Below are 23780 nucleotides of genomic sequence, written 5' to 3'. Positions count from 1 at the left end.
TAGCAGGAGCCTACAGCGAGAACCTTTTGCTTTAATGAAGTCGCTTTCGGATAAGCGTGTAAGAAACATCCCTAACAATCAAATAATCAGAACACCCTATGGCGCCGATAATGTTCCGGGGTGCATCCCGCCTGACGCTGAAACATGGCGATAAAGGCCGAGCTGCTGCTGTAACCCAGGTCGAAGGCAATTTCCTGCACAGTCTGTGAGCGCTCCAGGGCTTCGATGGCCGCGAGAAATCGCAGACGCTGGCGCCACTCGCCGAAGCTCATGCCCAGTTCGCGAACGAACTGGCGGGCCAACGTCCTTTCGCTGACATGCACCTGTCCTGCCCAATGTGCCAGCGGCTGGTTATTGCCGGGCTCGGCTTGCAGGGCTTCGAGGATCGCCAACAAGCCAGGGCTGCTGGCATAGGGCAAGTAGCACTGATGCACCGGCGCCTGTTGCAGTTGATCCACCAGCACCTGGGCCAGACGCTTGTCAGGGTCCTGCTCGGGAATCTTCACATCACGGGCGGCGAAGTCCTTGAGGATCGCTTTGAGAATGTCGCTGATCGCCAGGGTGCAGGCCTGCTGTGGCAGTTCCTGGCAGAGCGCCGGCGCGAGGCAAACCGCGCGGTAGTTGATCGGCTGATTGCTGTAAAAACTGTGCTCGATCTGCGGTGGCACCCACACGGCGTATTGCGGTGGCGACATGAACCGGCTGCTGCCGATTTCCATGTGCAGGACACCGTTGGCCGAATACTCCAGCGTGCCCCAGGGGTGACGATGGGCCGAGGCATATTCGTGGGTATTGAAGTCGGCATACCGGAAGTACACCGGCGAAGGCAGTTCGCTGAAATCCAGCAGGTCGATGTGTTTACTGGCCATGCTGTCCGTCATCCGGGGCGGGTTGTCTGGATCGAAGTATAGGCTTTCATCCAGACAGCGGATAATGGCGCCTCATTAATGTTCTGGTTGTTCCTGATGCAATACGCTTATCCCCTGCTGGCCATTTTCATTTGGGCCGGCAACACCGTGATCACCAAAATGTCGGCCGGAGCGATCTTCCCCGCCGAGATCGGTTTTTACCGCTGGCTGCTGGCCGGATTGTTGTTCACGCCGTTCATGCTCAAACCCGTCATCGCCCATTGGTCGGCCATTCGTCCGAACCTGGGGAAGATTTTCATCCTCGGCGTGCTCGGAATGGCGGTGTATCAGAGCCTGGCGTATTTCGCGGCGACGCTGACATCTGCCACCAACATGGGAATCATCCTGTCGCTGATGCCGTTGATGTCGCTGGCCATGGCGATCGTGAGCCTCGGCCAGCGTCTGACGGCGGGAGCGCTGGCCGGTGCCGTGATGTCGTTTGCAGGAGTGTTGGTGGTGGTGTCGTCCGGCAGCCTCGGTGCTTTGCTGGAGCACGGGGTGAATCTGGGCGATGCGATGATGCTGATCGCCACGCTGGCCTACGCGATCTACAGCACCCTGCTGAAAAAGTGGCAGCTGCGTTTGCCGCCGCTGGTGTTGTTGTATCTGCAGGTGTGGGTGGCGGTGGTGGTGCTGTTTCCGCTGTTCGCCGTGTCGCCGAAAATCGGCCCGACGCTGCAGAACATTCCGCTGGTGCTGTATGCCTGCCTGCTGGCTTCGATGGTTGCGCCGCTGGCGTGGATGCAGGCAGTGGTGCGTCTGGGGCCGAGCCGGACCACGCAATTTTTCAATCTGTTGCCGTTGCTGACGGCGCTGATTGCCGCGGTGGTGCTGCATGAGCAATTGGCGATGTATCACCTGGTCGGCGGGGTGTTGACGTTGGGTGGGGTGATTGTTTCGGAGCGCTGGACCACGGTGCTAGGCCGCGCGTAATCAAACTGTGGCGAGGGAGCTTGCTCCCGCTCGAGCGCGAAGCGGTCGCAAAAAATGGGTCTGCTGCGCAGCCCAGCGGGAGCAAGCTCCCTCGCCACAATCGGGTTAAACCCCCGCCGCTTTCAACCGCGCCGCATGCTCGACAAACAACCGTATCGGTTCCGCGCCCTTCCCCACCAATCCCAGCGACTGGTTGACGATGTCAAAGTGGTCCAGCGGATACTCATCGCCAATCACCGTCCCCAGATGCGAGCTGTAACGCCCGACCATCCCGTCGCAATGCCCGGCTTCGCGCACGAAGGTTTTGGCAAACAGCCGACAACTGCGGTTGGTCCCGTCGAACAGATTACGCCCGCGATCAGTCTTGCCCGGCTGCAAGGTGCCGGACCACGAGTAATAGCGCACGCCGTTGACCTCTTCCGGCCCGTGCCCGCCCCAGGTTTCCGGCAAGCCCTGTGGATAACGCTGATTGAACAGCGTCACCCCGGCAGTCGTGAGGGATTCATGGGAGGCGTGAATATCCACCGGCAGCTTCGGCCCGCGATAGCCGGTTTCCAGCAGGCTCATTAACGCGCCGATGATCCAGAGAAAAAAGGCGAGCAACCGCCCCTTCACGCTGTCCGCCGGATAGTGTTTGTGCAGGTAATCCGCCAGTTCCGAGCCGTGATTGGGGCCTGCCACTGACGTGACAGACGCCACGCGATCCGGGCGTTTCGCGGCGGCGTAACGGGCGGTCAGCGAGCCTTGGCTGTGGCCGATCAGGTTGACTTTCTCGGCGCCGGTTTCCCGCAGGATCTCGTCGATGCGCGCCAGCAATTGCTCGCCGCGCACCTCGGTCGAGTGGAGCGGCGAAACCTGCACCGCAATCACCGTCGCCCCCCCTTGGCGCAACGCCGCGACAATCCCGTACCAGTACGGATACAGCACCAGACGGATAAACCCGAGCATTCCCGGGACCAGCACCAACGGATAACGCGTGGCAGAACCTTGCGACATGGGCGGACGTCCTTGTGATCGGTGAGGTGACGCAAGGCTGAATGCAAGACATCAGCCAAGCATCGTTATCAAAAATGACAACTCGACGACCAGTCTATGACATCCGTTCTATTTCAGCCCTGCCACCCCCGCCACGATCAACCCGACCGACACCAGTTTGACCGCTGTCAGGCTTTCGCCGAGCAGCGCAAACCCGAGAAACACCGTGCCCAGAGAACCGATGGCGGTCCAGATCGGGTAGGCGATGCTCACTGGTAATTCGCGCATGGCCAGGGTCAGGAAGTAGATCCCGCCCACCGCCGCCACCACAGTGATCAGCGACGGCCAGAGCCGCGTGAAGCCTTCGGCGTACTTCATGCCCATGGCGAAGGTGACTTCGAACCCGGCGGCGATCAGCAAAAACACCCAGGCCATCTAGAACTCCCTGGCCAGCGTCAGCAAACGCTGCTCGGCCTCGGCGACGGAGACCTCAAAGGTGCGCTCGGCGGACTCTTCGCCCTCGGCGGCGACCACGGTGACGTCGGTAATGCCGATGAAACCCAACGCCGTGCGCAGCAACGTATCGGCATGGTTCAGGGCTTCGAGTTCACCCCCGGGACCGAAGCCGAATCCGCCACGGCTGGTGACGATCAGCGCTTTCTTGCCCTGCACCAGCGGCTCGTATTGGGCGACGCCGTTGTCCAGCGTGTGATTGAAGGTCAACCCGAGCCGCACCACCTGATCAATCCACGCCTTGAGGCCGCTGGGCACGCTGAAGTTGTGCATGGGCGTGGAGATCACCAGCAAATCGTGGCCCAGCAATTCACCCACCAGTTGATCGCTGAACGCGAGATCAGCCTGCATCGACAGCGGCCGTGCCTCGGGCTCTGGGTAAAACGCGGCGACCACAAAGGCTTCGTTGACCGGTGGAATCAACGCCCGACCGACTTCTCGACGGGTCAGTCGCGATTGCGGATGGCGCGCCTGCCAGGCGCTGAGAAACACTTCGGCCAAGCGACGGGAGTGGGAACGTTCGCCCCGTGGACTGGCGTGAATGGCAAGAACTCTGTTCATCTGAATCTCCTGAGGACTAAACTCAAACGGCGTGTGGCGTTCAGGTTGAGCTCGCCGCGGTCTCGCCTCAAATGAGTAAAAATCAGTCTGGATGAATTCATTTCATCCATGGAGTCATCAATGTTTGCCTCGCTGCCGTTGACCGCCCTGCGCGCCTTCGAATCGGCCTCTCGCCTGTTGAGCTTCAAGGCCGCCGCCGAAGAACTGTCCGTCACGCCAACGGCGATTTCCCATCAGATTCGTTCGCTGGAAAGCTGGCTCGGTGTGCCGCTGTTTGAGCGACTGCCACGGCAGGTTCGCCTGACCGAATGCGGAGAGCGTCTGTTCCACAGCCTGCACGGTGCTTTTCTGGAAGTGGCCCAGAGCGTCGACACCCTGCGCCCGCAACGCAGCGGCGCGAGCCTGACGATTTCCACCACTGCCGCGTTTGCCGCGCTGTGGCTGGTTCCGCGATTGGGGCGCTTTTACGCCCGGAATCCGACCATCAGCCTGCGCCTGGACACCCATTGCGAAGTGATCGATTTGCATCAGGACGCCAGCGTCGATCTGGTGGTGCGCTACAGCCTCGATGACTATCCAAACCTTTATGGCCTGTGCCTGTTCGATGAATCGTTCGGCGTTTATGGCTCGCCCGAGCAGGTCGCGCTCGCGGCGAAGCGCACGCCGACGCTGATCAGCGTGCGCTGGCACAACTCGAAGCTGTACGCCCATGGCTGGGAAGCGTGGTGCGCGCAATCCAGCGAAATCTGGCTGGCGGAGCAACCGGCCGTCCGGGAATACGACGAAGAACATTACGCCCTGCAAGCCGCCATCGCCGGGCAAGGCCTGGTGCTGGCGAGCAACATTCTGGTGTCGGAGAGTGTGGCCAGCGGTTTGCTGGTGGCTTACCGAAGTGACATTCAGGTGGAGGGCGCCGGCTACAGCGCGCTTTGCGTTCCGGGGCGCGAGCGCCATCCGCCCGTGCGTGCATTCTTTGCCTGGCTGCAGGAAGAAGCCGCATTGTCCGGGCTACTGCCAAGATCGCAGCCCGCACGAGAACGCATTCCGGTTTAGGAACCTGCGATTTTTTCGATTGGCAAATGACATCAAACTTTTCGCTGCGCTCATCACTCACACCTAAGGAGTGATCACTTCCGCAGAAAGTGACGCAATCCCGGATTAGCCTCCAAGGAGAACGAGATGAGTGACATGCATTTGTCTGATGTAACGACCCTTCGCGCACGTGCCCGCCAGAACGTCGAAAATGGCGCAGTGACCGAAAGCTACAGCGCCGACCTCGACGAAGTGCTGCGTCTGCTCAACGAATCGCTGGCCACCGAACTGGTCTGCGTATTGCGCTACAAGCGTCACTATTTCATGGCCAACGGCCTGAAAGCCCACGTCGCCGCCGAGGAGTTCCTTGAGCACGCGAACCAGGAAGCCGCGCATGCCGACCGATTGGCCGAGCGCATCGTGCAACTGGGCGGTGAGCCTGAGTTCAACCCTGACCTGCTGTCGAAAAACTCCCACGCACAGTACGTGGCCGGCAACTCACTCAAAGAGATGGTCTACGAAGACCTGGTCGCCGAGCGCATCGCCATCGACAGCTACCGCGAAATCATCCAGTACATCGGCGAAAAAGACCCGACCACCCGACGCATCTTCGAAGACATCCTGGCTCAGGAAGAAGAACATGCGGATGATATGGCGGACATTCTGAAGGATCTGTAGCGCCTTACAAACCGCCTTCGCGGGCAAGCCTCGCTCCTACAGAGATCACACAAATCCTGTAGGAGCGAGGCTTGCCCGCGAAGGCATCTTGATAGACGCCGAAGATTTACTTGGTTGGCTTAACGGTCACTGGCGCCTTGCCCGCCTTCATCTGCTGCAACAATGGCGCACACTGATTCGGCTCGCCACCACTCGGCGCCACCAGCGCCAGCAACCCCGCCGCCGGTGCCGCAATCACACCCAACGCCACCATCCCCGCACCGCGCAATATCAGCGGCACCGCCTTGACGCCGGCATCCGGCTTGATGAACTTGCCCCGCACATACAGCGGCGACCGCAACGAAATCAGGCGCCAGCCCTTGGATTCCGGCGTCACCGTCAGGTCCAGTTGCTCAGTCGCCATGTTCGCCGTGCCATCGATGTAGATGATCGCGTTCTCGGTATCGAAGACGAACAGCCGCGTGGTGGCCAGGCCAGTCTTGATGTCGAAGTCGGCGGCTGCGCAATTGATCTTCACTTCCTTGTCGCCAAAGATCTTGCCGACCACATAGTTGCCGACGTTGAGTCCGGCCAACTCCATCAACTCGCGACTGATCGCACCGTCGTTGATCAGCATCTTCAGATTGCCATTGGCCGTGCCCAGCAGTTTCGCTACCGAGTTGCCACGACCGCTGATGTCGGCGTCGCCATTAAGCTCGCCGAAACTGGTCTTCATCGGTTCGAAGGTCGGGAACAACTGCTTGAGTTTGAACCCCCGCGCGGTGAGTTTGGCACTGCCTTCCAACGGCTCGGTGCGACCGTTCAGGCGAATCTGCGCATCCAGCTTGCCGCCGGCCACACCGAAACGCAGGGGCTCGAGGCTGAGCACGCCATCGGTCAATACCAGGTGGGTATAAAGGTCATTGAACGGCAGTTTTGCACTGTGGACGATTCGTTTGCCGGTGAATTCGACATCGGCGTCCATGTCACGCCAGCGCTCGGTCTTGAACTCTTCGACCGGCAGCACCTTGTCCGCCGGTTGCTTGCTTTCACCGCCACGGGCCTTTTGTTTGGCGTTGGAGTCGGCGCCGATCAAGGGCGCAAGGTCGGCAAACAGCAGCTGATTGGAGACCAGTGAACCACTGAGTTTCGGCCGTGGCTGGCTGGCGACGTAGGCCAGGCTGCCATGAATGTCGCTCTCGCCGATCTTTCCGTTGAACTCTTCATAACGGAACACCGCGCCGCCCGCCTCGTGCAGCTTGGCGATCAAGTGGCCGTCGGTGGCGTAGGGCGGTGTATCCGGCAGGGTCACGCCGGTCAACGGATACAGGTTGCCCAGGCTGCTGCCGGCCAGTTTCAGGCGCAGGTCCAGCGCGCCAAGGTTGAGTGGATCAGTCAGCGTGCCCGCGAGTTCGACACTGGTGTCGGCGATCTTTACCTGGGCCTGGAGCGGGAACGGTCGGGCCGAATCCTGCAGGGCCAGCAAACCGCCGACCTTGCCGTCACCAGCGAGTCTCTGGCCGTGATACTGGCCTTTGACCTTCAGCGCAAACGCGTAATCCTGAGGTGCAGCGCCTTTCTCCTGCGCGGTTTTCGCCGCTTTCTCGCCGACGATTTCGCTGAACGGAATCGGTTTGCCCAGTGGGTCGATGATCAGGTCGAGCTGCGTTTTCAAGCTCTGGTCGTCAAGGGTGACGTGGCCCTTGTCGAAGCCGATTGCGCCGATGTCCACCACCCAGCTGGAAGGCTCGGCGTTCGGGTCTTTCGGGTCGAACTTGAACGTCCAGTTTGCGCGGCCATCGGCCAGACGCTGGAGGTTTGCGTTCGGTTCGGTCAAGTCAATGCGCGGGATCGTTACGCGTTGAGCCAGCAAGGCCAGCGGCGACAGGCGCAGCTCGACGCGTTTGAGCGTGACCATCTGCGGCTGCTTCGACCAGTCCGGGTTGCCCAGGCTCAGGTCCTCTGCGACCACATGCGGCCACGGCACCCACGCCCGCCAGCCGCCCTCGTCAAGCTCGCGCCGCCAGACCACCGCGAGGTTGCCATTGATGGCAAACGGTCGATGCAGTTCTTCGGAGACTTTGTTGTTGATGGTCGGTTTGATCCGATTCCAATCGAAGAACACGATGATCAGAACCAGTATCGCCAGCAGAACAACCAGGCTGGCAAAGGTCCAGGCAAAAATCTTGGGGGTGCGCGTCATTGCACAGGGCTCCTGAATACGACTGAGCGCCCTGACTGCGACGCACGTGTGAAACGTTAGGCCAGAACCGGCCTGCCATGAAGCTAGGACTGGGAAACGGCGCGCAGGTTTAACCGAAAAATGCGCTTAACGCTCAAATAATCGGTCGGGGACACCCTGCTCTCGCAAATCCGGCGTTACCGCCCCGCACTTTTGCGTGGCGCAAGTGAGTCGAAAATACCCACTTCTGTGCAAAAACAACCGCCGGGAAGGCCCGTTCTAGAGCCTTCGCACGGAACAATCAATTCCGTTGATTATTACCATTGCGTTTATGAACTTTTATATCGACTTATCGAGAGTAGCATTGCCCTCGTACCCACTTTATCGCCCTCCTACGGAGCACCCAATCATGAAACGCCAATTACTGCTTAGCCTTTCCCTCTCCCTGCTGGCCAGCACCGCTTTCGCTCTGCCAGCTGCAGATCAGGCAACCCCACAAGTTAAATCGAGCCACTCTGTGTTCAGCCAGACCGTTGCCGAAGGGGGTAACGATCGCCTGAAAGAAAAAGGCCTGATCACTCAGGATGGCTCGGACCGTACTCCACAAGGTCAAACCCTGGCCGCTGACGGTTCCGACCGCACTCCACAAGGTCAAACCCTGGCCGCTGACGGTTCCGATCGCACTCCACAAGGTCAAACCCTGGCAGCTGACGGTTCCGATCGCACTCCACAAGGTCAAACCCTGGCTGCTGACGGTTCCGATCGCACCCCACAAGGTCAAACCCTGGCCGCTGACGGTTCCGATCGCACCCCACAAGGTCAAACCCTGGCAGCTGATGGCTCCGACCGCACTCCACAAGGTCAAACCCTCGCTGAAGGTGGTGGTGACCGCGCGATCGAACGCAACAGCGCTTTGAGCTAAGCCCATGGCGGCCCTGAAAAAAAGCCCAATCCCCGGATTGGGCTTTTGATTTTATAGAAGCCCCCTTTCCCGCCTGCCCCCTCTTTTAGTTGCTCCCCGATAGTCGTTCGACGCCAGCAAAGCCGATTTGCTAGAGTGCGCCGCTGTCTTGTCCAGAAAAACACCCTTGCGATGCTGCCCCGCGCCGAACAGAAACAACAAACCCGCAACGCCCTGATGGACGCTGCCCGCCATTTGATGGAATGCGGCCGAGGATTCGGCAGCCTGAGCCTGCGCGAAGTGGCGAAAACCGCCGGCATCGTTCCCACCGGTTTCTACCGGCATTTTGCCGATATGGATGAACTGGGCCTGGTGCTGGTGAGCGAAGTCGGTCAGACCTTCCGCGAAACCATCCGCCTGGTGCGCCACAACGAGTTCGTGATGGGCGGCATCATCGATGCCTCGGTGCGGATCTTTCTCGACGTGGTATCGGCCAATCGTTCGCAGTTCCTGTTTCTGGCCCGTGAGCAGTACGGCGGTTCGCTGCCGGTGCGTCTGGCCATCGGACGGCTGCGCGAAGACATCAGCTCGGACCTCGCGGCCGACTTGTCATTGATGCCGAAGCTGCAACATCTCGACATCGCCGGCCTGAGTGTCATGGCTGACCTGATTGTTAAAAGTGTGTTCGCGACCTTGCCGGACATCATTGATCCGCCGGCAGAAGCATTGCCCGAGCACCTGACGCCACAGGCGAAGATTACCCAGCAGTTGCGGTTTATCTTTATCGGCCTCAAGCACTGGCAAGGGCTCGGAAGTACCGAGTAACCCTGTGCGAGCCTGCTCGCGATGACGGCTGCACAATCGCAATTGAAATCACTGATTCAGCGCAATCGCGAGCAAGCTCCCACAAAAAGCACTACCGCATCAACTTGGTGCGCATACCAAAACCCTCGCACCAACTTCACCCAAAACTCCCACCCCGCCGCACCTCGCCCTACGCTTCGGACAGGCATTTCCTACACATCCCCCGATTGGCAAGCCCCTTGCTCTAACCACAGCAATGTCCATTGCTGGAAGCCTTCCGATGCTGGTGATTCATCGCAGAATCGACCCTCAACCCGTCTGGGCCGCCGAGTTGCACCTGACCTTCGAAGCCCGGAGCAAAAGCCGCCTGCGCTGTTTCAGTGCCGAGGGTGAAGACGTCGGGTTGTTTCTGGAGCGCGGTCAGTCGCCGCTGTATGACGGCGAATGCCTGGAAGCCGAGGACGGTCGCATCGTCCGCGTCTGCGCCCGCCCCGAACAACTGCTGCACGTCACCTGCGCCAACGCTTTCGAACTGACCCGCGCGGCTTATCACCTTGGCAATCGCCACGTCGCCCTGCAAGTTGGCGATGGCTGGTTGCGCCTGCTCGATGATTACGTGCTCAAGGCGATGCTCGAACAACTTGATGCCAAGGTCGAAAACATCGAAGCGCCGTTCCAGCCGGAGCATGGTGCCTATGGCGGTGGCCATCACCATTCGCGGCATGGCGACGAGGACTTCAACTACCCGCCGAAACTGCACCAGTTCGGCGTACGTCTATGAACCCGGCCTGGGCGCTGCTGCGCCTGGCCAGTCCGCAACTGCCGATTGGCGGCTACAGCTATTCCCAGGGTCTGGAAATGGTGGTGGATAACGGTCGGGTGAATGATTCCGACAGCGCCCGGCGCTGGATCAGCGATCAATTGCTGCTGAACCTGGCGCGCTTCGAAGCGCCGCTGTTGCTCGCCCATTGCGTGGCCGCCGCCGAAGAAAACTGGGGCGAATTACTACAACGCTGCGAAGAACACCGCGCCAGCCGGGAAACCCGCGAGTTGCATCAGGAAAGCCGGCAGATGGGGTATTCCTTGCAGCAGCTGCTCAACGGTTTACCGGAACTCGATGCACCGGCCCGCAGCTTTCTCGAACAACGTCCCGAACCGCACCTGGCACTCGGCTGGGCGCTGGCCGCGCGCGCCTGGCGCATCAGTCCGCAGGACGCGTTGGCGGCCTGGCTGTGGAGCTGGCTGGAAAACCAGCTGGCGGTGCTGATGAAAACTTTGCCGCTGGGCCAGCAAGCCGCGCAACGCCTGACCAGCGAATTGCTGCCGCTATTGCAGGAAGCCCAACAAAACGCCACACGAATCAACCCCGAACACTATGGCAGCGCCGCTTTCGGCCTGTCCCTGGCGTGCATGGCCCATGAGCGCCAGTACAGCCGTCTGTTCCGTTCCTAGGGCCTTTTATTCTGGAGAATCACATGAACACACAACCTCTGCGCGTCGGCATCGGCGGCCCGGTCGGTTCCGGCAAAACCGCTCTGACGCTGGCCCTGTGCCTGGCGCTGCGCGACCGCTACAACCTCGCCGTCGTGACCAATGACATCTACACCCGCGAAGACGCTGATTTTCTGGTGCGCAACGAAGCCCTGGCGCCGGAGCGAATCATCGGCGTGGAAACCGGCGGCTGCCCGCACACGGCGATCCGCGAAGACGCCTCGATTAACCTCGAAGCCGTGGATCAACTGAACCGCCGCTTTCCGGGGCTGGACCTGATCCTGGTGGAGTCCGGTGGCGACAATCTGTCGGCCACCTTCAGCCCGGAACTGTCGGACCTGACGATCTACGTGATTGACGTCTCGGCCGGCGACAAGCTGCCGCGCAAGGGCGGGCCGGGGATTTGTAAATCCGATCTGCTGGTGATCAACAAGGTCGACCTCGCCCCCTTGGTCGGCGCGTCGCTGGAGATGATGGACAGCGACACCACGCGCATGCGCAACGGCAAACCTTTTGTCTTCAGCAACCAGAAAACCGGGCTGGGGCTGGAAGAAATCATCGCTTTCATCGAACGCCAGGGCCTGCTGACCGCAGCTTGATCACGACCAAACTTATCAACAAGGAAGCTTATCCATGTCACTTAAACGCATTCTCGGCGCCATGGCCCTGCTGCTGACCCCGGCCATCGCCTTTGCCCACCCCGGCCACGGCGACAATGGTTTGATCGCCGGCATCAGCCACCCGATTGGCGGCCTCGATCACTTGCTGGCGATGGTTGCGGTCGGGTTGTGGGCGGCACAGCAGAAAGGCGCGGCGCGTTGGGCGCTGCCGTGCACGTTTGTCGGCACCATGCTGATCGGCGGACTGCTGGGCTTTGAAGGGCTGAACCTGCCGGCGCTGGAAAGCGGGATTGCGGCGTCGGTGCTGGCGCTGGGCCTGGCGGTGGCACTGGCGGTGCGTCCGCCATTGGGTTTGGCGATGGGTGCGACGGCGTTATTTGCGTTGTTCCATGGCGTGGCGCATGGGCTGGAATTGCCGGACATGTCGAGTCCGTGGGCGTATGCCGCAGGGTTTGTGGCGGCGACAGCGGCCTTGCACGCGGCGGGTTATGCGGTGGTTCGAGTGTTGCCGCAGGCGGCGGCGCCGTTGGTTCGATTGGCGGGTGCGGCTTCGGCGGCGACTGGGGTTTGGTTGTTGGCGGGTTGATTCTTTACCGCCAGTGATGGCCTCTTCGCGGGCAAGCCTCGCTCCTACAGGGTTATTTTTCGTCTGCATCATTGTGACTCGACACAAACCCTGTAGGAGCGAGGCTTGCCCGCGAAGACGGCCTGACAGACACCGCAACTCTCAGGCCTGTTAACATGTCGCGCAATCGACCCTGCCGTGACGACGCCAGCCAATGCCACCTGTTTCCCGCTCCGCCTCCCAGCCTGACTTGACTGCTCTGTTTGCCACTGTGCAAGCGCATTTCCAGGACGTGATCGTGCCGCTCTGGCAAGGCCCCGGCTGGAATGCCGAGTTGGCCCTGCCCTACGAGGCGTTGGACGCCGGGCATCAACCTTTGCCACCTCAACGCTACCGGGCCATGGCCTGCGCGCGGCAGCTGTATCTGTTTTCCAGCCTGATCGGCCAGGTGCCGGGCGCCGAAGAGCGTGCTGCGGCATTGTTCCGCTCGTTGCAGCAACATTTCCATGACGCCGAACACGGTGGCTGGTTCTACAGCATCAATCCGCAAGGCGCGCCGCTGGATCATCGCAAGGATCTCTACACCCACGCCTTCATTCTCTTCGCCTGCGCCCATTACTGGGACAAGGTTCGCGAGCCGCTGGTGGAATCGGTGCTCAACGCCGTGCTGGAAGTGGTTGCGCAGCGTTTCGCCACGGGCGACGGCCTGTACGAAGCTTGCCTTGAACGTAACTGGTCGTCACTGAATACCGGGCCGTTGCAAAACCCGCTAATGCACCTGGCCGAAGCGTTCCTCGCCACGCTGTCGGTGCGTGAAGACCTCGCCGTGCAGCGTGTGCTCGTCGAGTTATGCACCGCCATGCAGAAGCGCTTTATCGATCCGCAGCACGGTGTGCTGATGGAAAAACCGCTAGGCGCTGTGGATAACTGGTTTGAACCGGGGCATCAGTTCGAGTGGTATTTCCTGCTGGAATCTTCGCCGTTGTTGCGTGGTTCCAGACTGCACGCCTCCCTGGAACGCGCTTTTGCGTACACCGAGCAGTTGGGTGTCGATCAATCGAGTGGGGCGGTGCGGGCAATGCTCACGCTGGACGGGCAATCGAAGGATGGCACCCAACGCATCTGGGCTCAGGCTGAATACTTGCGTGCGCTGACCTTGCGTCCGGACAGCGAGGCTCCGGTGCTGCGCCAATTGCAGGCGCTGCAACAGCGCTCTCTGCATGCGGGCGGCTGGCATGAGTGTCGCGATGAGAGCGGTGAAGTGAGCCGTCAGGACATGCCTTCGACCACGCCTTATCACTTGGCGACCTGCTATCGCGGATTGGCCGATTATCTCGGCTAAATCCTCTGTGGCGAGGGAGCTTGCTCCCGCTGGACTGCGCAGCAGTCCCCTTCTTTTTAGGGATAAGCGGGGCCGCTTCGCGGCCCAGCGGGAGCAAGCTCCCTCGCCACAATTATGCTTTGCCACCATTACGCTCAATCGCAAACCCGCTCCACGTCTGGCTCACCGGCATCAGCTCGAGGCTGTTGATGTTGATGTGGGCCGGCGCATTGAGCACCCAGAAAATGGTGTCGGCGATGTCTTGCGGCTGGATCGGCTCGGCACCGGCGTAGGTCGCGTTGTACCGCTCCTGATCACCGGCAAAGCGCACCAGCGAGAATTCGCTCTCGCACAGGCCCGGCTCAATGTTGCTGACACGCACGCCCGTGCCCTGCAGGTCACAGCGCAGGTTCAGCGAAAACTGTTTGACGAACGCCTTGCTCGCGCCATACACGTGGCTGCCCGGATACGGGTAGTTGCCGGCGATGGAACCGAGGTTGACGATGCTGGCGCCACGACCGTGGGCAATCAGGCGCGGCAGCAGCAGACGAGTGCTGTACATCAGGCCCTTGATGTTGGTGTCGACCATGGTGTCCCAATCATCAAGGTTGCACTTCGGCGCCGGGTCCACGCCGAGCGCCAGGCCGGCGTTGTTGATCAGCCCGCGCAGCTTGGCGAAGGACGGCGGCAGGTTGGCAATCGCCTCCTCCATGGCCTTGCGATCACGCACGTCGAGCACCAGGCCATGGACCTCGGTCTGCTTTGACAACTCGGCGCACAGGGCATTGAGGCGTTCTTCACGACGACCTGTCAGCACCAGTTTCCAGCCAGCCTCGGCAAAACGACGGGCACAAGCTTCACCAAAACCGGAAGTCGCGCCGGTAATAAACAGGGTGTTGGACATCGTGTTCTCCTTGCTTTGGCTGACAGGCAGCCATTGGAATAGAAAATCAGCTGGCAGCATGCCCGGCCTTGCCGACAGCGGCAACCACAACAAAAACTGTACGAAAAACGATCAATGCCAGCAACGCCATATCCCCCGTGGCCTGCAGCCATATACCCGCACGTTATCCACAGGCAGGTCCACAGTTTCCGGGGGCAAGTGAAAAAGCTGAAAGCCGCTGTGCACAAGGCTTTGCGGGCAGATTACAAAGTTTTTTGCTTGACCCTGGAGTGCTCACTGTGTAGCCCGTGGCATTTTGCACGATCGCCCCGGTAAACCAGCGATGGCGCCGAGCCAGTAACTACGGCCCTCAGCCAAGTCTTTCCAGAGTTTAACCACAGACTTATCCACAGGCCGCCCTCAACCCTTTCAGACCATTTTCGGTACTGATAAAAAGGTTGACAAAGTAGAGCGCCGGTTCAGTAAAAGAGCCTGATCAAAAAACAACCACATCTCTGCAAGCCACGTTTCTAAAGGCCTTCAGCCAGCTACTCCCACGTTATTCACAGCCAGCTCCACAGCAAACGGGGACAAGTCAAAACCGTGACAAAACAACTATTTGCAGCGGCTTTATGTCGCGCTTTAAGAGCTTGGTGAATTTGTTTTCCACAATTTCCAGAAAGCACACCACAGACACCTGTGGGAGCGAGCCTGCTCGCGATAGCGGCGGCACAATCAGCATTGCGGTGACTGACCCACCGCCATCGCGAGCAGGCTCGCTCCCACAGGGATTTGTGGCGTATTGGAGATGTAAAAAAGCCCCGGCGATTGCTCGTCGGGGCTTCTTTTGTTGCAGCGGAAAAATCAATGCCCGCCGAGATAAGCGTTACGCACCTCTTCATTCACCAGCAATTCCTTGCCGGTGCCTGTAATGCGGATCTCGCCGTTGACCATGACATACGCCCGGTCCGACAGCTTTAGCGCGTGGTTGGCGTTCTGCTCGACCAGGAAGATGGTCATGCCGGTCTTGGCCAGTTCCCGCAGGGTGGCAAAGATCTGTTTCACCACGATCGGCGCCAGACCCAGACTCGGCTCGTCGAGCAGCAGCAGCTTGGGTCGACTCATCAGCGCACGGGCGATGGCGAGCATTTGCTGTTCACCACCGGACATGGTCATGGCGCGCTGGGTGCGCCGCTCTTCGAGCCGCGGAAACAGCTCGAACATGCGCTGCATGTCTTCCTTGGCGTATTTGTCGCCGATCGGAATGGTGCCCATCAGCAGGTTTTCCTCGACGGTCATGTCGGGGAACACGCGCCGGCCTTCGGGTGATTGCGCAATGCCGTTGGACGCAATGTAGTGCGACGACTTGTGGGTGATGTCCACGCCCTGATAGATGATCTGCCCGTCTGCCGCGCGCGGCTGACCGAAGATCGACATCAGCAGCGTCGACTTGCCCGCTCCGTTGGAGCCGATGAGGCTGACGGTTTCCCCTTCGTTGATGTGCATCGAGACTTTTTTCAGGGCCTGGATCGGGCCGTAAAACACGTCCAGGTCTTTGAGTTCGAGGATCGGTTGGCTCATAGCACCACTTCCTCTTCATCGGCGCCCAGATAGGCCGCAATCACTTTCGGATCATTGCGTATCGCATCGGGTCCACCCTCGGCGATGACGACGCCGTGGTCCAGCACCACGATGTGGTCGGAAATGCTCATAACCATGCCCATGTCGTGTTCGATCAGCACCACGGTCAGATCATGCTCGTCGCGCAGCAGCCGGATCATCGCGCTCAGCGCTTCGGTTTCCTGAGGGTTGAGGCCGGCGGCCGGTTCGTCGAGACAGATGATCTGCGGCCGGGTGCACATGGCCCGGGCGATTTCCAGACGGCGTTGCTGACCGTAGGACAGTTCACCGGCCAGACGGTTGGCGCAGTCCACCAGGTCCACCACTTCCAGCCAGTAGAAGGCGTGGTCCAGCGCATCGCTTTCGGCCTTGCGGTAGCCCTTGGTGTTGAGGATGCCCGCCAGCATGCTGCGGTTGACCCACATGTGTTGGGCCACCAGCAGGTTTTCCAGCACCGACATTTCCTTGAACAGGCGAATGTTCTGGAAGGTCCGCGCCAGGCCGGCACGGTTCACCAGGTGGGTACCGCCAAACATCTTGTAGTGGAGCCGGCTGAGGAAGCTTTTCGGCGATACAAAATCGGTCGCTTTGAACGGTTCACCGAGCATTTTGATGACATCGGTCCGCTCGCCACGCACGTTGAGTTCAATCTTGCCGCCCGAGGCCTTGTAGAACCCGGTCAGGCAGTTGAACACGGTGGTCTTGCCGGCGCCGTTGGGGCCGATCAGGGCGAAGATCGAGTTGCGCTTGACCTTCAGGCTGACATCGTTCAACGCCTTGATGCCGCCGAAGTGCATCATCAGCTTCTCGACCGAGAGTACGACTTCGCTCATGGCGCTACTCCTTTACGCGGGGTCACACCGGTACGGCTGATCCGAATCAGGCCGCGCGGTCGCCAGATCATCATCAACACCATCAGGATGCCGAACAGCAGCACGCGGTATTCCGCGAAGCCACGCAGCAGTTCCGGGGCCACGGTCAGCACAAAGGCTGCGATGACCACGCCAATGGTCGAGCCCATGCCGCCGAGTACCACGATGGCGAGGATCAGGGCCGATTCAAAGAAGGTGAACGAGGTCGGGTTGACGAACCCTTGGTAAGTGGCGAAGAACACGCCCGCGAGACCGGCCGTCGACGCACCGATGGTGAACGCCGAAAGCTTGACCAGTACGTGGTTCAGCCCCATGGAGCGACAGGCGATTTCATCTTCACGCAAGGCTTCCCAGGCGCGACCGACCGGCATGCGGGTCAGACGGTGCTTGATGTACAGCACGGCCAGCACCACAAGGAACAACACCGCGTAGATGAAGTAGTACTTCACGTCCGGGTTGTAGGCGATACCGAAAAACTCGTGGAACGGAACGCCTCCGTCCTTCGCGCGTTTGCCGAACTCGAGGCCGAAGAAGGTTGGCAGCGGCGCCGCCATGCCGTTCGGGCCACCGGTCAGGGTCAGCCAGTTGTTGAGGATCAAGCGGATGATTTCACCGAAGCCCAGGGTCACGATCGCCAGGTAGTCACCGTGCAGGCGCAACACCGGGAAGCCGAGGATGCAACCGGCCAGCCCCGCCGTGATCGCCGCCAGTGGCAGCACCGTCCAGAAACCCAGCCCCAGGTATTGATAACCGAGCGCCAGTCCATAGGCCCCGATGGCGTAGAACGCCACGTAGCCGAGATCGAGCAGGCCGGCCAGGCCGACCACGATGTTCAAACCAAGCCCCAGCAGCACGTAGATCAACCCGAGGATAACCACGCCCAGCAGGTAGGAATTGGAGAAAAACGGGAACACCACGGCGATGACGATCATCAGCGGGATGATCCAGCGCAACCGTGATTTGTAATCGGGTGGCAGTACATGAACCCCTGAACCGGTGCTTTCAAAGCCTTCGAGAATTCTCAGTCCTTTGGGCGTTTGCAGGAACAGGCTCAGGGCAAAGCGGCCGGCCATGACAATGGCGACAATCCACGCCACTCGGGTCGTTTCCAGATTGAAGCCGTAGCCGTCGAGGACTACGCCAACAATCGGGCCGAACACAATGAGGGCGACCAGACCGGCAAGAATCGCGTCAACCAGGCTTCTTTTGAGATCAATGGTTTTTTTAGTGGTTGAAGACATCGCTTACACCTTCGACACAAGAGGACGGCCGAGCAGGCCTTGGGGCCGAAAGACCAGAACGAGAACGAGCAGCGAGAAGCTGAAAACGTCTTTGTAGTCCGAGTTGACCAGACCCGAGAACAGCGACTCGGAAATCCCGAGGATGATCCCGCCGAGCATCGCGCCAGGCAGCGAACCGATCCCGCCGAGTACCGCTGCGGTGAACGCCTTGATGCCGATGACGAAGCCTGCGTAGAAGTCGAACGTGCCGTAGTTCATGGTGATCAGCACGCCGGCCAGGGCCGCCATTGCCGCACCGATGATGAATACGTAGGAAATTACGCGATCGGTGTTGATCCCCAGGATCGAGGCCATCTTGCGGTCTTGCTGGGTGGCGCGGCACATGCGGCCGAGCTTGGTGTACTTGATGACGTAGGTCAGCAGGGCCATGCCGGCGAATGCAGCGACCAGAATGAAGATCTTGGTGTAGGTGAGCTGGACGAAGCCGCTTCCGACTTCCACTCGCCATGCACCGGTCAGCAGGGTCGGTACGCCTTGTTGGCGGGCGCCCTGGGCGATCTGTGCATAATTTTGCAGGATCAGCGAAATACCGATGGCGCTGATCAGCGGTGCCAGTCGGGTGGAGTTTCGCAGGGGTTTGTAGGCGACACGCTCGATGACCCAGCCATACACCGCCGTGACGATGATGGTGAAGACCAGTGTGCCAAGCATCAGCAGAGGGAAGGATTCAATACCGAAGTATGCCAGCAGAGCCAGACTGATCGCCGCGAGGTAAGCGGAGATCATGTAAACCTCACCATGGGCGAAGTTGATCATGCCGATGATGCCATAGACCATTGTGTAGCCGATGGCGATCAGGCCATAGACCGACCCGAGGGTCAGGCCGTTGACCAGTTGCTGCAGGAAAATACCATCCATAACGCAATCTCACGCATTTGAGAGACTGCACAGAAACCGGTGCGACGGACCGGGGTTCAGCCACCCGCGCAACACGGTTGTGTGCAGCTCTACGAGAAAAGACAGATGTGCCTTCTGGAAAATGCCAGTCAGCTGAGGGTGAGCACTGTCTCTGTGGCGAGGGAGCTTGCTCCCGCCGGGTCGCGAAGCGTCCCCAAAAAGGACTGCTACGCAGTCCAGCGGGAGCAAGCTCCCTCGCCACAGGCCGGTTACACGCTCATATCACTTCTGTTTTTCCAGTTGGTGGTATTTGCCATCCTTGTCCCACTGATAAACCACGTAGTCGGAGACTTTCAGGTCGCCCTTGGCGTCCCAGGTCTTCTCGCCCATCACGGTTTTAACCGGGTTTTTCTTCAGCCATTCGGCCGCTTTTTCGCCGCTGTTGGACTTGGCGCCGTTGAACGCAGCCGCCAGGGTTTGAACCGAAGCGTAGGCGTACAGGGTGTAGCCTTCTGGCTCGGTGCCGGCCTTGCGGAAGGTGTCTACCACGGTCTTGCTGTCTGGCAGCAGGCGTGGGTCGGCGCCGAAGGTCATGTACACGCCATCAACGTTCTGTGGGCCGCCGGCGGTGGTCACGAGTTCGTCAGTCACGATGCCATCATCGGACATGAATTTGACGTCCTTGAGGCCTTGCTCACGCAGTTGGCGAACCAATGGACCGGCTTCCGGGTGCAGGCCGCCGAAATAGACGACATCGGCACCGGCTGCACGGATCTTGGTCACCACGGCGCTGAAGTCTTTCTCGCCACGGGTCAGACCTTCGTACAGAACCGGCGTTACGCCGCGCTTGGACAACTGAGCCTTGGTGGCATCCGCCAGACCTTGACCGTAGGTGTCTTTGTCGTGCAGAACCACGACTTTCTTGCCCTTGAGCACGTCGACGATGTAGTCGCCGGCCACGATACCTTGCTGGTCGTCACGGCCGCACATACGGAACATGGCGCTCAGGCCGCGCTCGGTCACCTGTGGGTTGGTGGAACCCGGAGTGATTGCGATGATGCCTGCTTCGTCGTAGATCTCGGAAGCCGGGATGGTCGACGAGGAGCAGAAGTGACCGACCACGCCCGCCACTTTCTGGTTGGTCAGGTCCTTGGCGACCGTCACAGCCTGTTTCGGTTCGCAGGCGTCATCGCCCTTGACCAGTACGATTTTTTCCCCGTTAACGCCGCCCGATGCGTTGATGGCATCGGCCGCTGCCTGTGCACCCTTCATGTACTGCTCGCCAAATGCCGCGTTGGCGCCCGTCATTGGACCTGCCACACCGATTTTTACGTCAGCCTGTGCAAACGCAGAAACACCCAACGCAGTTGCCACTGCGAGGGCCAGAAAGCCTTTCTTGTAAAACGTCTGGGACATGAGGTGGTGCTCCAAGGTTTTTTTTAGTTGGCACTGCGACTTCTCTGAATGCTCAGAGCAAGGGCCGTGCCATCGGTTTTTTATTCTGAAAAAAGTCGCTGCTTTATTGTTTTTTCGACTGTTTCGAGCCCATTTTCATTGGGCGTGCAACCGTCTAAACCGCTGAAGGTGAAACCATTTATTTTTAAAGGCGCAACCCGCATGCGCCATCATTGCAACCGCGGCGCCAAACGACGTGCAACCAGCCTGTAACAACGTGCGTCACCGAAGTGCACACTGCTGGTGCGGTACTGCTACAACCCGCACCTTTTACAGGCTAGTCGCTGCGCCGAAAAGCGCCGCTCCCCGCAACAAATTTCAACAATCAAATCACGATCCGCAAGCACTGGCCCGCGTGATACAGCGAAAATCCCGCTTCATACAGACAGCTACGCAGTCCCACCCCAGCCAGTGGCTGCATGGGAGCGAAAGGAATCGGCAGTGCCTGAGGATTTCCGTTACACAAATAATCGGCAAAGGCTTTGCCGACTACGGTGCCCGTCGTCACGCCCCGACCGTTGTAGCCAGTGACTGCCACTAAACCGGGCGCTGGCTCGAACAGACGCATCAAATGATCGGGGGTGAAGGCGATGCAACCCGTCCAGGTGCACTCCCATTCCACCGGTTTGAGGTAAGGGAAATAGTGCTGCTGAACCCGATCGGCCCAGGCCTTGAGGAACCAGGTTGGCTTCTGATTGCCATTACCCAGACTGCCGAGTAACAGGCGACCGTCTTTATCGCGGCGAATGCTGCTGAGCACCTGGCGTGTGTCCCAGGAACCCTGGCCACCGGGCAGGATTTGCTGTGCAGCGTCTTCAGTCAGCGGCACCGAAGCCACCTGATAGTAGTAACCGGGGAAGAAATTGCGCCGAAGCTCGGTCCAATCGCCTTCGGTGTAAGCGTTGGAAGCGATGACCACCTGCTCGGCGAGCACCGAACCCTGTGCGGTCTGCACTGACCACTTCTGACCCTGACGTTCGAGCCGGATCACGGGAGAATGATCGAACAGCTGACCGCCGAGGCCGATGGCCGCTTTGGCCAACCCCGTGGTGTATGCCATCGGGTTGATCGTGCCAGCACGCCGATCAAGCAGTGCGGCCGCGATCTTTTGGGTACCGGTTGCCTGTTCGCAGGCTTGACCGGTCAGCAGTTCGACCGGAGCGCCGCGACGCTTCCATTGTTCTTCACGACTGCGCAAATCCGCTTCACCACGGGCGTTATGCGCCATGTGCAGCGTGCCTTCGCGGCGCAACTGGCAATCGATGTTGTACTTGTCCACAAGGCTGAACACCAATGAAGGTGCCGCCCCCAGCATGCGATTGAGCTGACTGCCGACCGCTTCGCCGAACCCGGCTTCGATGTCGTCCGGCGGAATCCACATGCCGGCGTTGACCAGTCCGACGTTGCGACCCGAACCGCCATGGCCGGCGCGATGGGCTTCCAGCACGCACACCGTTTTGCCTTGTTCCAGCAGATGCACCGCCGCCGACAGACCGGTGAAACCGGCGCCGATGACGCACACATCGACCTTCACCTCGCCCTTGAGCGCCGCGTTATCAGGTCTTTGCGGCGTCAGTTTTTCCCACAGACACTCTTCGCGTAACGGCATTGCCAGACTCCAACAGAAACCTAACAAACAACAAAAGCAGAAGCTTCGCGGGCAAGCCTCGCTCCTACAGGTTTAGTGCCGTGTCAAAAACGTCGCACACGCACAATCCTGTAGGAGCGAGGCTTGCCCGCGAAGGGGCCCATCAGTCGAACGTGATGCCCTGCGCCAACGGCAACTCCAGCGAGTAGTTCACGGTGTTGGTCTGGCGGCGCATGTACCCGCGCCATGCATCGGAGCCAGACTCACGACCACCGCCCGTCTCTTTCTCGCCACCAAACGCACCGCCGATTTCCGCGCCGCTCGGGCCGATGTTGACGTTGGCGATGCCGCAGTCGCTGCCGACCGCCGACATGAACTGCTCGGCTTCACGTACGTCGGTGGTGAAGATGCACGAGGACAGGCCTTGTGGCACGGCGTTGTTCAGGCGCAGGGCTTCGTCGAAGTCCTTGTAACCGACCACGTACAGGATCGGCGCGAAGGTTTCGTGGCAGACCACGTCGCTCTGCTCCGGCATTTCAACGATGGCCGGCGAGACGTAGTAAGCGTTCGGGTATTTGTCTTCCAGCTGACGCTTGCCGCCGAAGACCCGGCCGCCTTCGCTCAAGGCTTGTTCCAGCGCGTCCTGCATGTTGTCGAAACTGTGTTTATCGATCAGCGGGCCGATCAGGTTGCCTTCCAGCGGATTGCCGATACGCACTTTCGAGTAAGCGGCTTTCAGGCGGGTAACGATTTCTTCTTTCACCGATTCGTGAGCGATCAGGCGACGCAGGGTGGTGCAACGCTGACCGGCGGTGCCGACGGCGCTGAACAGGATCGCGCGAACGGCCATGTCCAGATCGGCACTTGGGCCGAGGATCATCGCGTTGTTGCCACCCAGTTCCAGAATGCTGCGGGCGAATCGTGCGGCGATTTTCGGCGCCACTTCGCGGCCCATGCGGGTGCTGCCGGTGGCGCTGATCAGCGCGACACGCGGGTCATCGACCAGCGCTTCGCCGGCATCGCGGCCACCGATGATCACTTGGCTCAGGTGCGGAGGTGCGTCACTGAAGTTTTTCAGTACACGGTCGAACAGCGCCTGGCAGGCCAGTGCGGTCAGCGGGGTTTTCTCCGACGGCTTCCAGATCACCGGGTTGCCGCAGACCAGCGCCAGCGTGGTGTTCCAGGCCCAGACCGCTACCGGGAAGTTGAACGCGCTGATCACGCCAACGATGCCCAGCGGGTGCCAGGTTTCGCGCATGTGGTGGCCAGGGCGCTCGGAGGCGATGGTCAAACCGTACAACTGACGGGACAGGCCGACGGCGAAGTCGCAGATGTCGATCATTTCCTGAACTTCACCCAGGCCTTCCTGAGTGATCTTGCCGGCTTCCCAGGACACCAGCTCGCCGAGGTCGGCCTTGTATTCGCGCAGGATGTCGCCCAGTTGACGCACCAGCTCGCCACGGCGCGGGGCCGGGACCTTGCGCCACAATTCGAACGCATGATCTGCGCGACTGATGTGTTGCTCGACTTCAGCGGCGCCTTCCCAGTTCACAGAGGCGATCTTGCTGCCATCGATCGGCGAATGCACCGGCACTTTGCCGTTCTGGTACAGGGCCGGGTTCACACCAAGACGATCAAGCAATGCGGCAACCATGGGTCACTCCTCGAGCAAAAAACACAAAACGTGCAGCCGGAAAATCACGACTGATCAGACCTGTAGTTTTAGCTCGCCGGAGGTTACCCAACAAACGACCTTTAAGA

The 23780-nt window shown here is 60.0% G+C and carries 23 protein-coding genes; 10 read left to right on the top strand and 13 right to left on the bottom strand.

All coding sequences use genetic code 11. The annotated features are described in order from the left end of the window. Positions 1-86 precede the first annotated feature (86 nt). Positions 87-869 carry an AraC family transcriptional regulator gene (locus KJF94_RS29500; RefSeq protein ID WP_214380440.1) on the bottom strand — a complete coding sequence of 261 codons (783 nt, stop codon included), beginning with the start codon at positions 867-869 and terminating at the stop codon, positions 87-89. A gap of 96 nt (positions 870-965) precedes the next feature. On the opposite strand from KJF94_RS29500, the gene KJF94_RS29495 reads away from it, so the two are divergent. Then, positions 966-1841: a DMT family transporter gene (locus tag KJF94_RS29495; RefSeq protein WP_214384981.1), complete on the top strand. Its 876-nt coding sequence runs from the start codon at positions 966-968 to the stop codon at positions 1839-1841. Between the two features lie 105 nt (positions 1842-1946). Here KJF94_RS29495 and KJF94_RS29490 read toward each other — a convergent pair whose 3' ends face one another. The 3 genes from KJF94_RS29490 to KJF94_RS29480 all read right to left on the bottom strand — a co-directional run bounded on the left by KJF94_RS29490 (position 1947) and on the right by KJF94_RS29480 (position 3890). After that, complete coding sequence (locus KJF94_RS29490; protein ID WP_214380439.1) at positions 1947-2837, bottom strand: esterase/lipase family protein; 891 nt, start codon at positions 2835-2837, stop codon at positions 1947-1949. Between the two features lie 108 nt (positions 2838-2945). After that, a complete protein-coding gene (locus tag KJF94_RS29485; protein ID WP_008031171.1) occupies positions 2946-3251 on the bottom strand; it encodes a DMT family transporter in 306 nt (101 codons plus the stop codon). Continuing rightward, positions 3252-3890, bottom strand: coding sequence for an FMN-dependent NADH-azoreductase (locus KJF94_RS29480; RefSeq protein WP_214380438.1), 639 nt, complete (start codon positions 3888-3890; stop codon positions 3252-3254). 108 nt (positions 3891-3998) lie between these two features. Here KJF94_RS29480 and KJF94_RS29475 point away from each other — a divergent pair, with 108 nt between their 5' ends. Both KJF94_RS29475 and KJF94_RS29470 read left to right on the top strand, forming a co-directional pair. After that, positions 3999-4943, top strand: a complete 945-nt coding sequence (locus KJF94_RS29475) for a LysR substrate-binding domain-containing protein (protein ID WP_214380437.1) — start codon at positions 3999-4001, stop codon at positions 4941-4943. 126 nt (positions 4944-5069) lie between these two features. Continuing rightward, positions 5070-5600, top strand: coding sequence for a ferritin-like domain-containing protein (locus KJF94_RS29470; protein WP_084319275.1), 531 nt, complete (start codon positions 5070-5072; stop codon positions 5598-5600). A gap of 106 nt (positions 5601-5706) precedes the next feature. On the opposite strand, the gene KJF94_RS29465 is transcribed toward KJF94_RS29470, so the two are convergent. Continuing rightward, on the bottom strand, positions 5707-7782 hold the full coding sequence (locus KJF94_RS29465; RefSeq protein ID WP_214380436.1) for an AsmA family protein: 2076 nt from the start codon (positions 7780-7782) through the stop codon (positions 5707-5709). Between the two features lie 388 nt (positions 7783-8170). On the opposite strand from KJF94_RS29465, the gene KJF94_RS29460 reads away from it, so the two are divergent. The 7 genes from KJF94_RS29460 (at position 8171) to KJF94_RS29430 (ending at position 13484) form a co-directional block, all read left to right on the top strand. Beyond that, positions 8171-8683, top strand: coding sequence for a hypothetical protein (locus KJF94_RS29460; RefSeq protein WP_214380435.1), 513 nt, complete (start codon positions 8171-8173; stop codon positions 8681-8683). A gap of 171 nt (positions 8684-8854) precedes the next feature. Then, positions 8855-9487 (top strand): TetR family transcriptional regulator, encoded by a 633-nt coding sequence (locus tag KJF94_RS29455; protein WP_027921952.1) that lies wholly within the window; start codon positions 8855-8857, stop codon positions 9485-9487. 259 nt (positions 9488-9746) lie between these two features. Further along, positions 9747-10247 (top strand): urease accessory protein UreE, encoded by a 501-nt coding sequence (gene ureE, locus KJF94_RS29450; protein ID WP_214380434.1) that lies wholly within the window; start codon positions 9747-9749, stop codon positions 10245-10247. After that, positions 10244-10918, top strand: a complete 675-nt coding sequence (locus tag KJF94_RS29445) for an urease accessory protein UreF (protein ID WP_214380433.1) — start codon at positions 10244-10246, stop codon at positions 10916-10918. Before ureE ends, KJF94_RS29445 begins: the two co-directional genes overlap by 4 nt. A 23-nt stretch (positions 10919-10941) precedes the next feature. Beyond that, complete coding sequence (ureG, locus tag KJF94_RS29440; RefSeq protein WP_214380432.1) at positions 10942-11556, top strand: urease accessory protein UreG; 615 nt, start codon at positions 10942-10944, stop codon at positions 11554-11556. A 34-nt stretch (positions 11557-11590) separates the two neighbouring features. Then, positions 11591-12163 carry a HupE/UreJ family protein gene (locus KJF94_RS29435; protein ID WP_214380431.1) on the top strand — a complete coding sequence of 191 codons (573 nt, stop codon included), beginning with the start codon at positions 11591-11593 and terminating at the stop codon, positions 12161-12163. A 193-nt stretch (positions 12164-12356) separates the two neighbouring features. Next, positions 12357-13484 (top strand): AGE family epimerase/isomerase, encoded by a 1128-nt coding sequence (locus tag KJF94_RS29430; protein WP_214380430.1) that lies wholly within the window; start codon positions 12357-12359, stop codon positions 13482-13484. Between the two features lie 112 nt (positions 13485-13596). Here KJF94_RS29430 and KJF94_RS29425 read toward each other — a convergent pair whose 3' ends face one another. The 8 genes from KJF94_RS29425 to amaB all read right to left on the bottom strand — a co-directional run bounded on the left by KJF94_RS29425 (position 13597) and on the right by amaB (position 23673). Beyond that, entirely contained in the window at positions 13597-14367 is a 771-nt protein-coding gene (locus tag KJF94_RS29425; RefSeq protein WP_084319292.1) for an SDR family oxidoreductase, read from the bottom strand. Positions 14368-15210: 843 nt separating this feature from the next. Further along, positions 15211-15927, bottom strand: a complete 717-nt coding sequence (locus KJF94_RS29420; RefSeq protein WP_214380429.1) for an ABC transporter ATP-binding protein — start codon at positions 15925-15927, stop codon at positions 15211-15213. After that, positions 15924-16799 carry an ABC transporter ATP-binding protein gene (locus tag KJF94_RS29415; protein ID WP_214380428.1) on the bottom strand — a complete coding sequence of 292 codons (876 nt, stop codon included), beginning with the start codon at positions 16797-16799 and terminating at the stop codon, positions 15924-15926. Before KJF94_RS29415 ends, KJF94_RS29420 begins: the two co-directional genes overlap by 4 nt. Continuing rightward, positions 16796-18079 carry a high-affinity branched-chain amino acid ABC transporter permease LivM gene (gene livM / locus KJF94_RS29410; RefSeq protein ID WP_214380427.1) on the bottom strand — a complete coding sequence of 428 codons (1284 nt, stop codon included), beginning with the start codon at positions 18077-18079 and terminating at the stop codon, positions 16796-16798. Before livM ends, KJF94_RS29415 begins: the two co-directional genes overlap by 4 nt. Positions 18080-18082: 3 nt before the next feature. Beyond that, positions 18083-18997, bottom strand: coding sequence for an ABC transporter permease subunit (locus KJF94_RS29405; RefSeq protein WP_008035385.1), 915 nt, complete (start codon positions 18995-18997; stop codon positions 18083-18085). Positions 18998-19258: 261 nt separating this feature from the next. Further along, a complete protein-coding gene (locus KJF94_RS29400; protein ID WP_214380426.1) occupies positions 19259-20392 on the bottom strand; it encodes a branched-chain amino acid ABC transporter substrate-binding protein in 1134 nt (377 codons plus the stop codon). A gap of 364 nt (positions 20393-20756) precedes the next feature. Then, positions 20757-22040, bottom strand: coding sequence for an L-pipecolate oxidase (gene amaA / locus KJF94_RS29395; protein WP_214380425.1), 1284 nt, complete (start codon positions 22038-22040; stop codon positions 20757-20759). 142 nt (positions 22041-22182) lie between these two features. After that, positions 22183-23673, bottom strand: coding sequence for an L-piperidine-6-carboxylate dehydrogenase (amaB, locus tag KJF94_RS29390; RefSeq protein WP_150634650.1), 1491 nt, complete (start codon positions 23671-23673; stop codon positions 22183-22185). Between the last annotated feature and the right edge of the window lie 107 nt (positions 23674-23780).

It is taken from the genome of Pseudomonas hormoni, assembly GCF_018502625.1.
Taxonomy (GTDB): Bacteria; Pseudomonadota; Gammaproteobacteria; order Pseudomonadales; family Pseudomonadaceae; genus Aquipseudomonas; species Aquipseudomonas hormoni.
This window is presented reverse-complemented; position numbering and strand designations above follow the sequence as displayed.

Coding starts and splice junctions, on each gene's coding strand:
- KJF94_RS29400 (WP_214380426.1), bottom strand. CDS start 20,392: ATGTCCCAGACGTTTTACAAGAAAGGCTTTCTGGCCCTCGCAGTGGCA.
- KJF94_RS29435 (WP_214380431.1), top strand. CDS start 11,591: ATGTCACTTAAACGCATTCTCGGCGCCATGGCCCTGCTGCTGACCCCG.
- KJF94_RS29415 (WP_214380428.1), bottom strand. CDS start 16,799: ATGAGCGAAGTCGTACTCTCGGTCGAGAAGCTGATGATGCACTTCGGC.
- KJF94_RS29465 (WP_214380436.1), bottom strand. CDS start 7,782: ATGACGCGCACCCCCAAGATTTTTGCCTGGACCTTTGCCAGCCTGGTT.
- ureE (WP_214380434.1), top strand. CDS start 9,747: ATGCTGGTGATTCATCGCAGAATCGACCCTCAACCCGTCTGGGCCGCC.
- KJF94_RS29485 (WP_008031171.1), bottom strand. CDS start 3,251: ATGGCCTGGGTGTTTTTGCTGATCGCCGCCGGGTTCGAAGTCACCTTC.
- KJF94_RS29495 (WP_214384981.1), top strand. CDS start 966: ATGCAATACGCTTATCCCCTGCTGGCCATTTTCATTTGGGCCGGCAAC.
- KJF94_RS29475 (WP_214380437.1), top strand. CDS start 3,999: ATGGAGTCATCAATGTTTGCCTCGCTGCCGTTGACCGCCCTGCGCGCC.
- KJF94_RS29500 (WP_214380440.1), bottom strand. CDS start 869: ATGGCCAGTAAACACATCGACCTGCTGGATTTCAGCGAACTGCCTTCG.
- KJF94_RS29455 (WP_027921952.1), top strand. CDS start 8,855: ATGCTGCCCCGCGCCGAACAGAAACAACAAACCCGCAACGCCCTGATG.
- livM (WP_214380427.1), bottom strand. CDS start 18,079: ATGTCTTCAACCACTAAAAAAACCATTGATCTCAAAAGAAGCCTGGTT.
- amaA (WP_214380425.1), bottom strand. CDS start 22,040: ATGCCGTTACGCGAAGAGTGTCTGTGGGAAAAACTGACGCCGCAAAGA.
- KJF94_RS29430 (WP_214380430.1), top strand. CDS start 12,357: ATGCCACCTGTTTCCCGCTCCGCCTCCCAGCCTGACTTGACTGCTCTG.
- KJF94_RS29420 (WP_214380429.1), bottom strand. CDS start 15,927: ATGAGCCAACCGATCCTCGAACTCAAAGACCTGGACGTGTTTTACGGC.
- KJF94_RS29445 (WP_214380433.1), top strand. CDS start 10,244: ATGAACCCGGCCTGGGCGCTGCTGCGCCTGGCCAGTCCGCAACTGCCG.
- KJF94_RS29425 (WP_084319292.1), bottom strand. CDS start 14,367: ATGTCCAACACCCTGTTTATTACCGGCGCGACTTCCGGTTTTGGTGAA.
- KJF94_RS29490 (WP_214380439.1), bottom strand. CDS start 2,837: ATGTCGCAAGGTTCTGCCACGCGTTATCCGTTGGTGCTGGTCCCGGGA.
- ureG (WP_214380432.1), top strand. CDS start 10,942: ATGAACACACAACCTCTGCGCGTCGGCATCGGCGGCCCGGTCGGTTCC.
- KJF94_RS29470 (WP_084319275.1), top strand. CDS start 5,070: ATGAGTGACATGCATTTGTCTGATGTAACGACCCTTCGCGCACGTGCC.
- KJF94_RS29405 (WP_008035385.1), bottom strand. CDS start 18,997: ATGGATGGTATTTTCCTGCAGCAACTGGTCAACGGCCTGACCCTCGGG.
- amaB (WP_150634650.1), bottom strand. CDS start 23,673: ATGGTTGCCGCATTGCTTGATCGTCTTGGTGTGAACCCGGCCCTGTAC.
- KJF94_RS29480 (WP_214380438.1), bottom strand. CDS start 3,890: ATGAACAGAGTTCTTGCCATTCACGCCAGTCCACGGGGCGAACGTTCC.
- KJF94_RS29460 (WP_214380435.1), top strand. CDS start 8,171: ATGAAACGCCAATTACTGCTTAGCCTTTCCCTCTCCCTGCTGGCCAGC.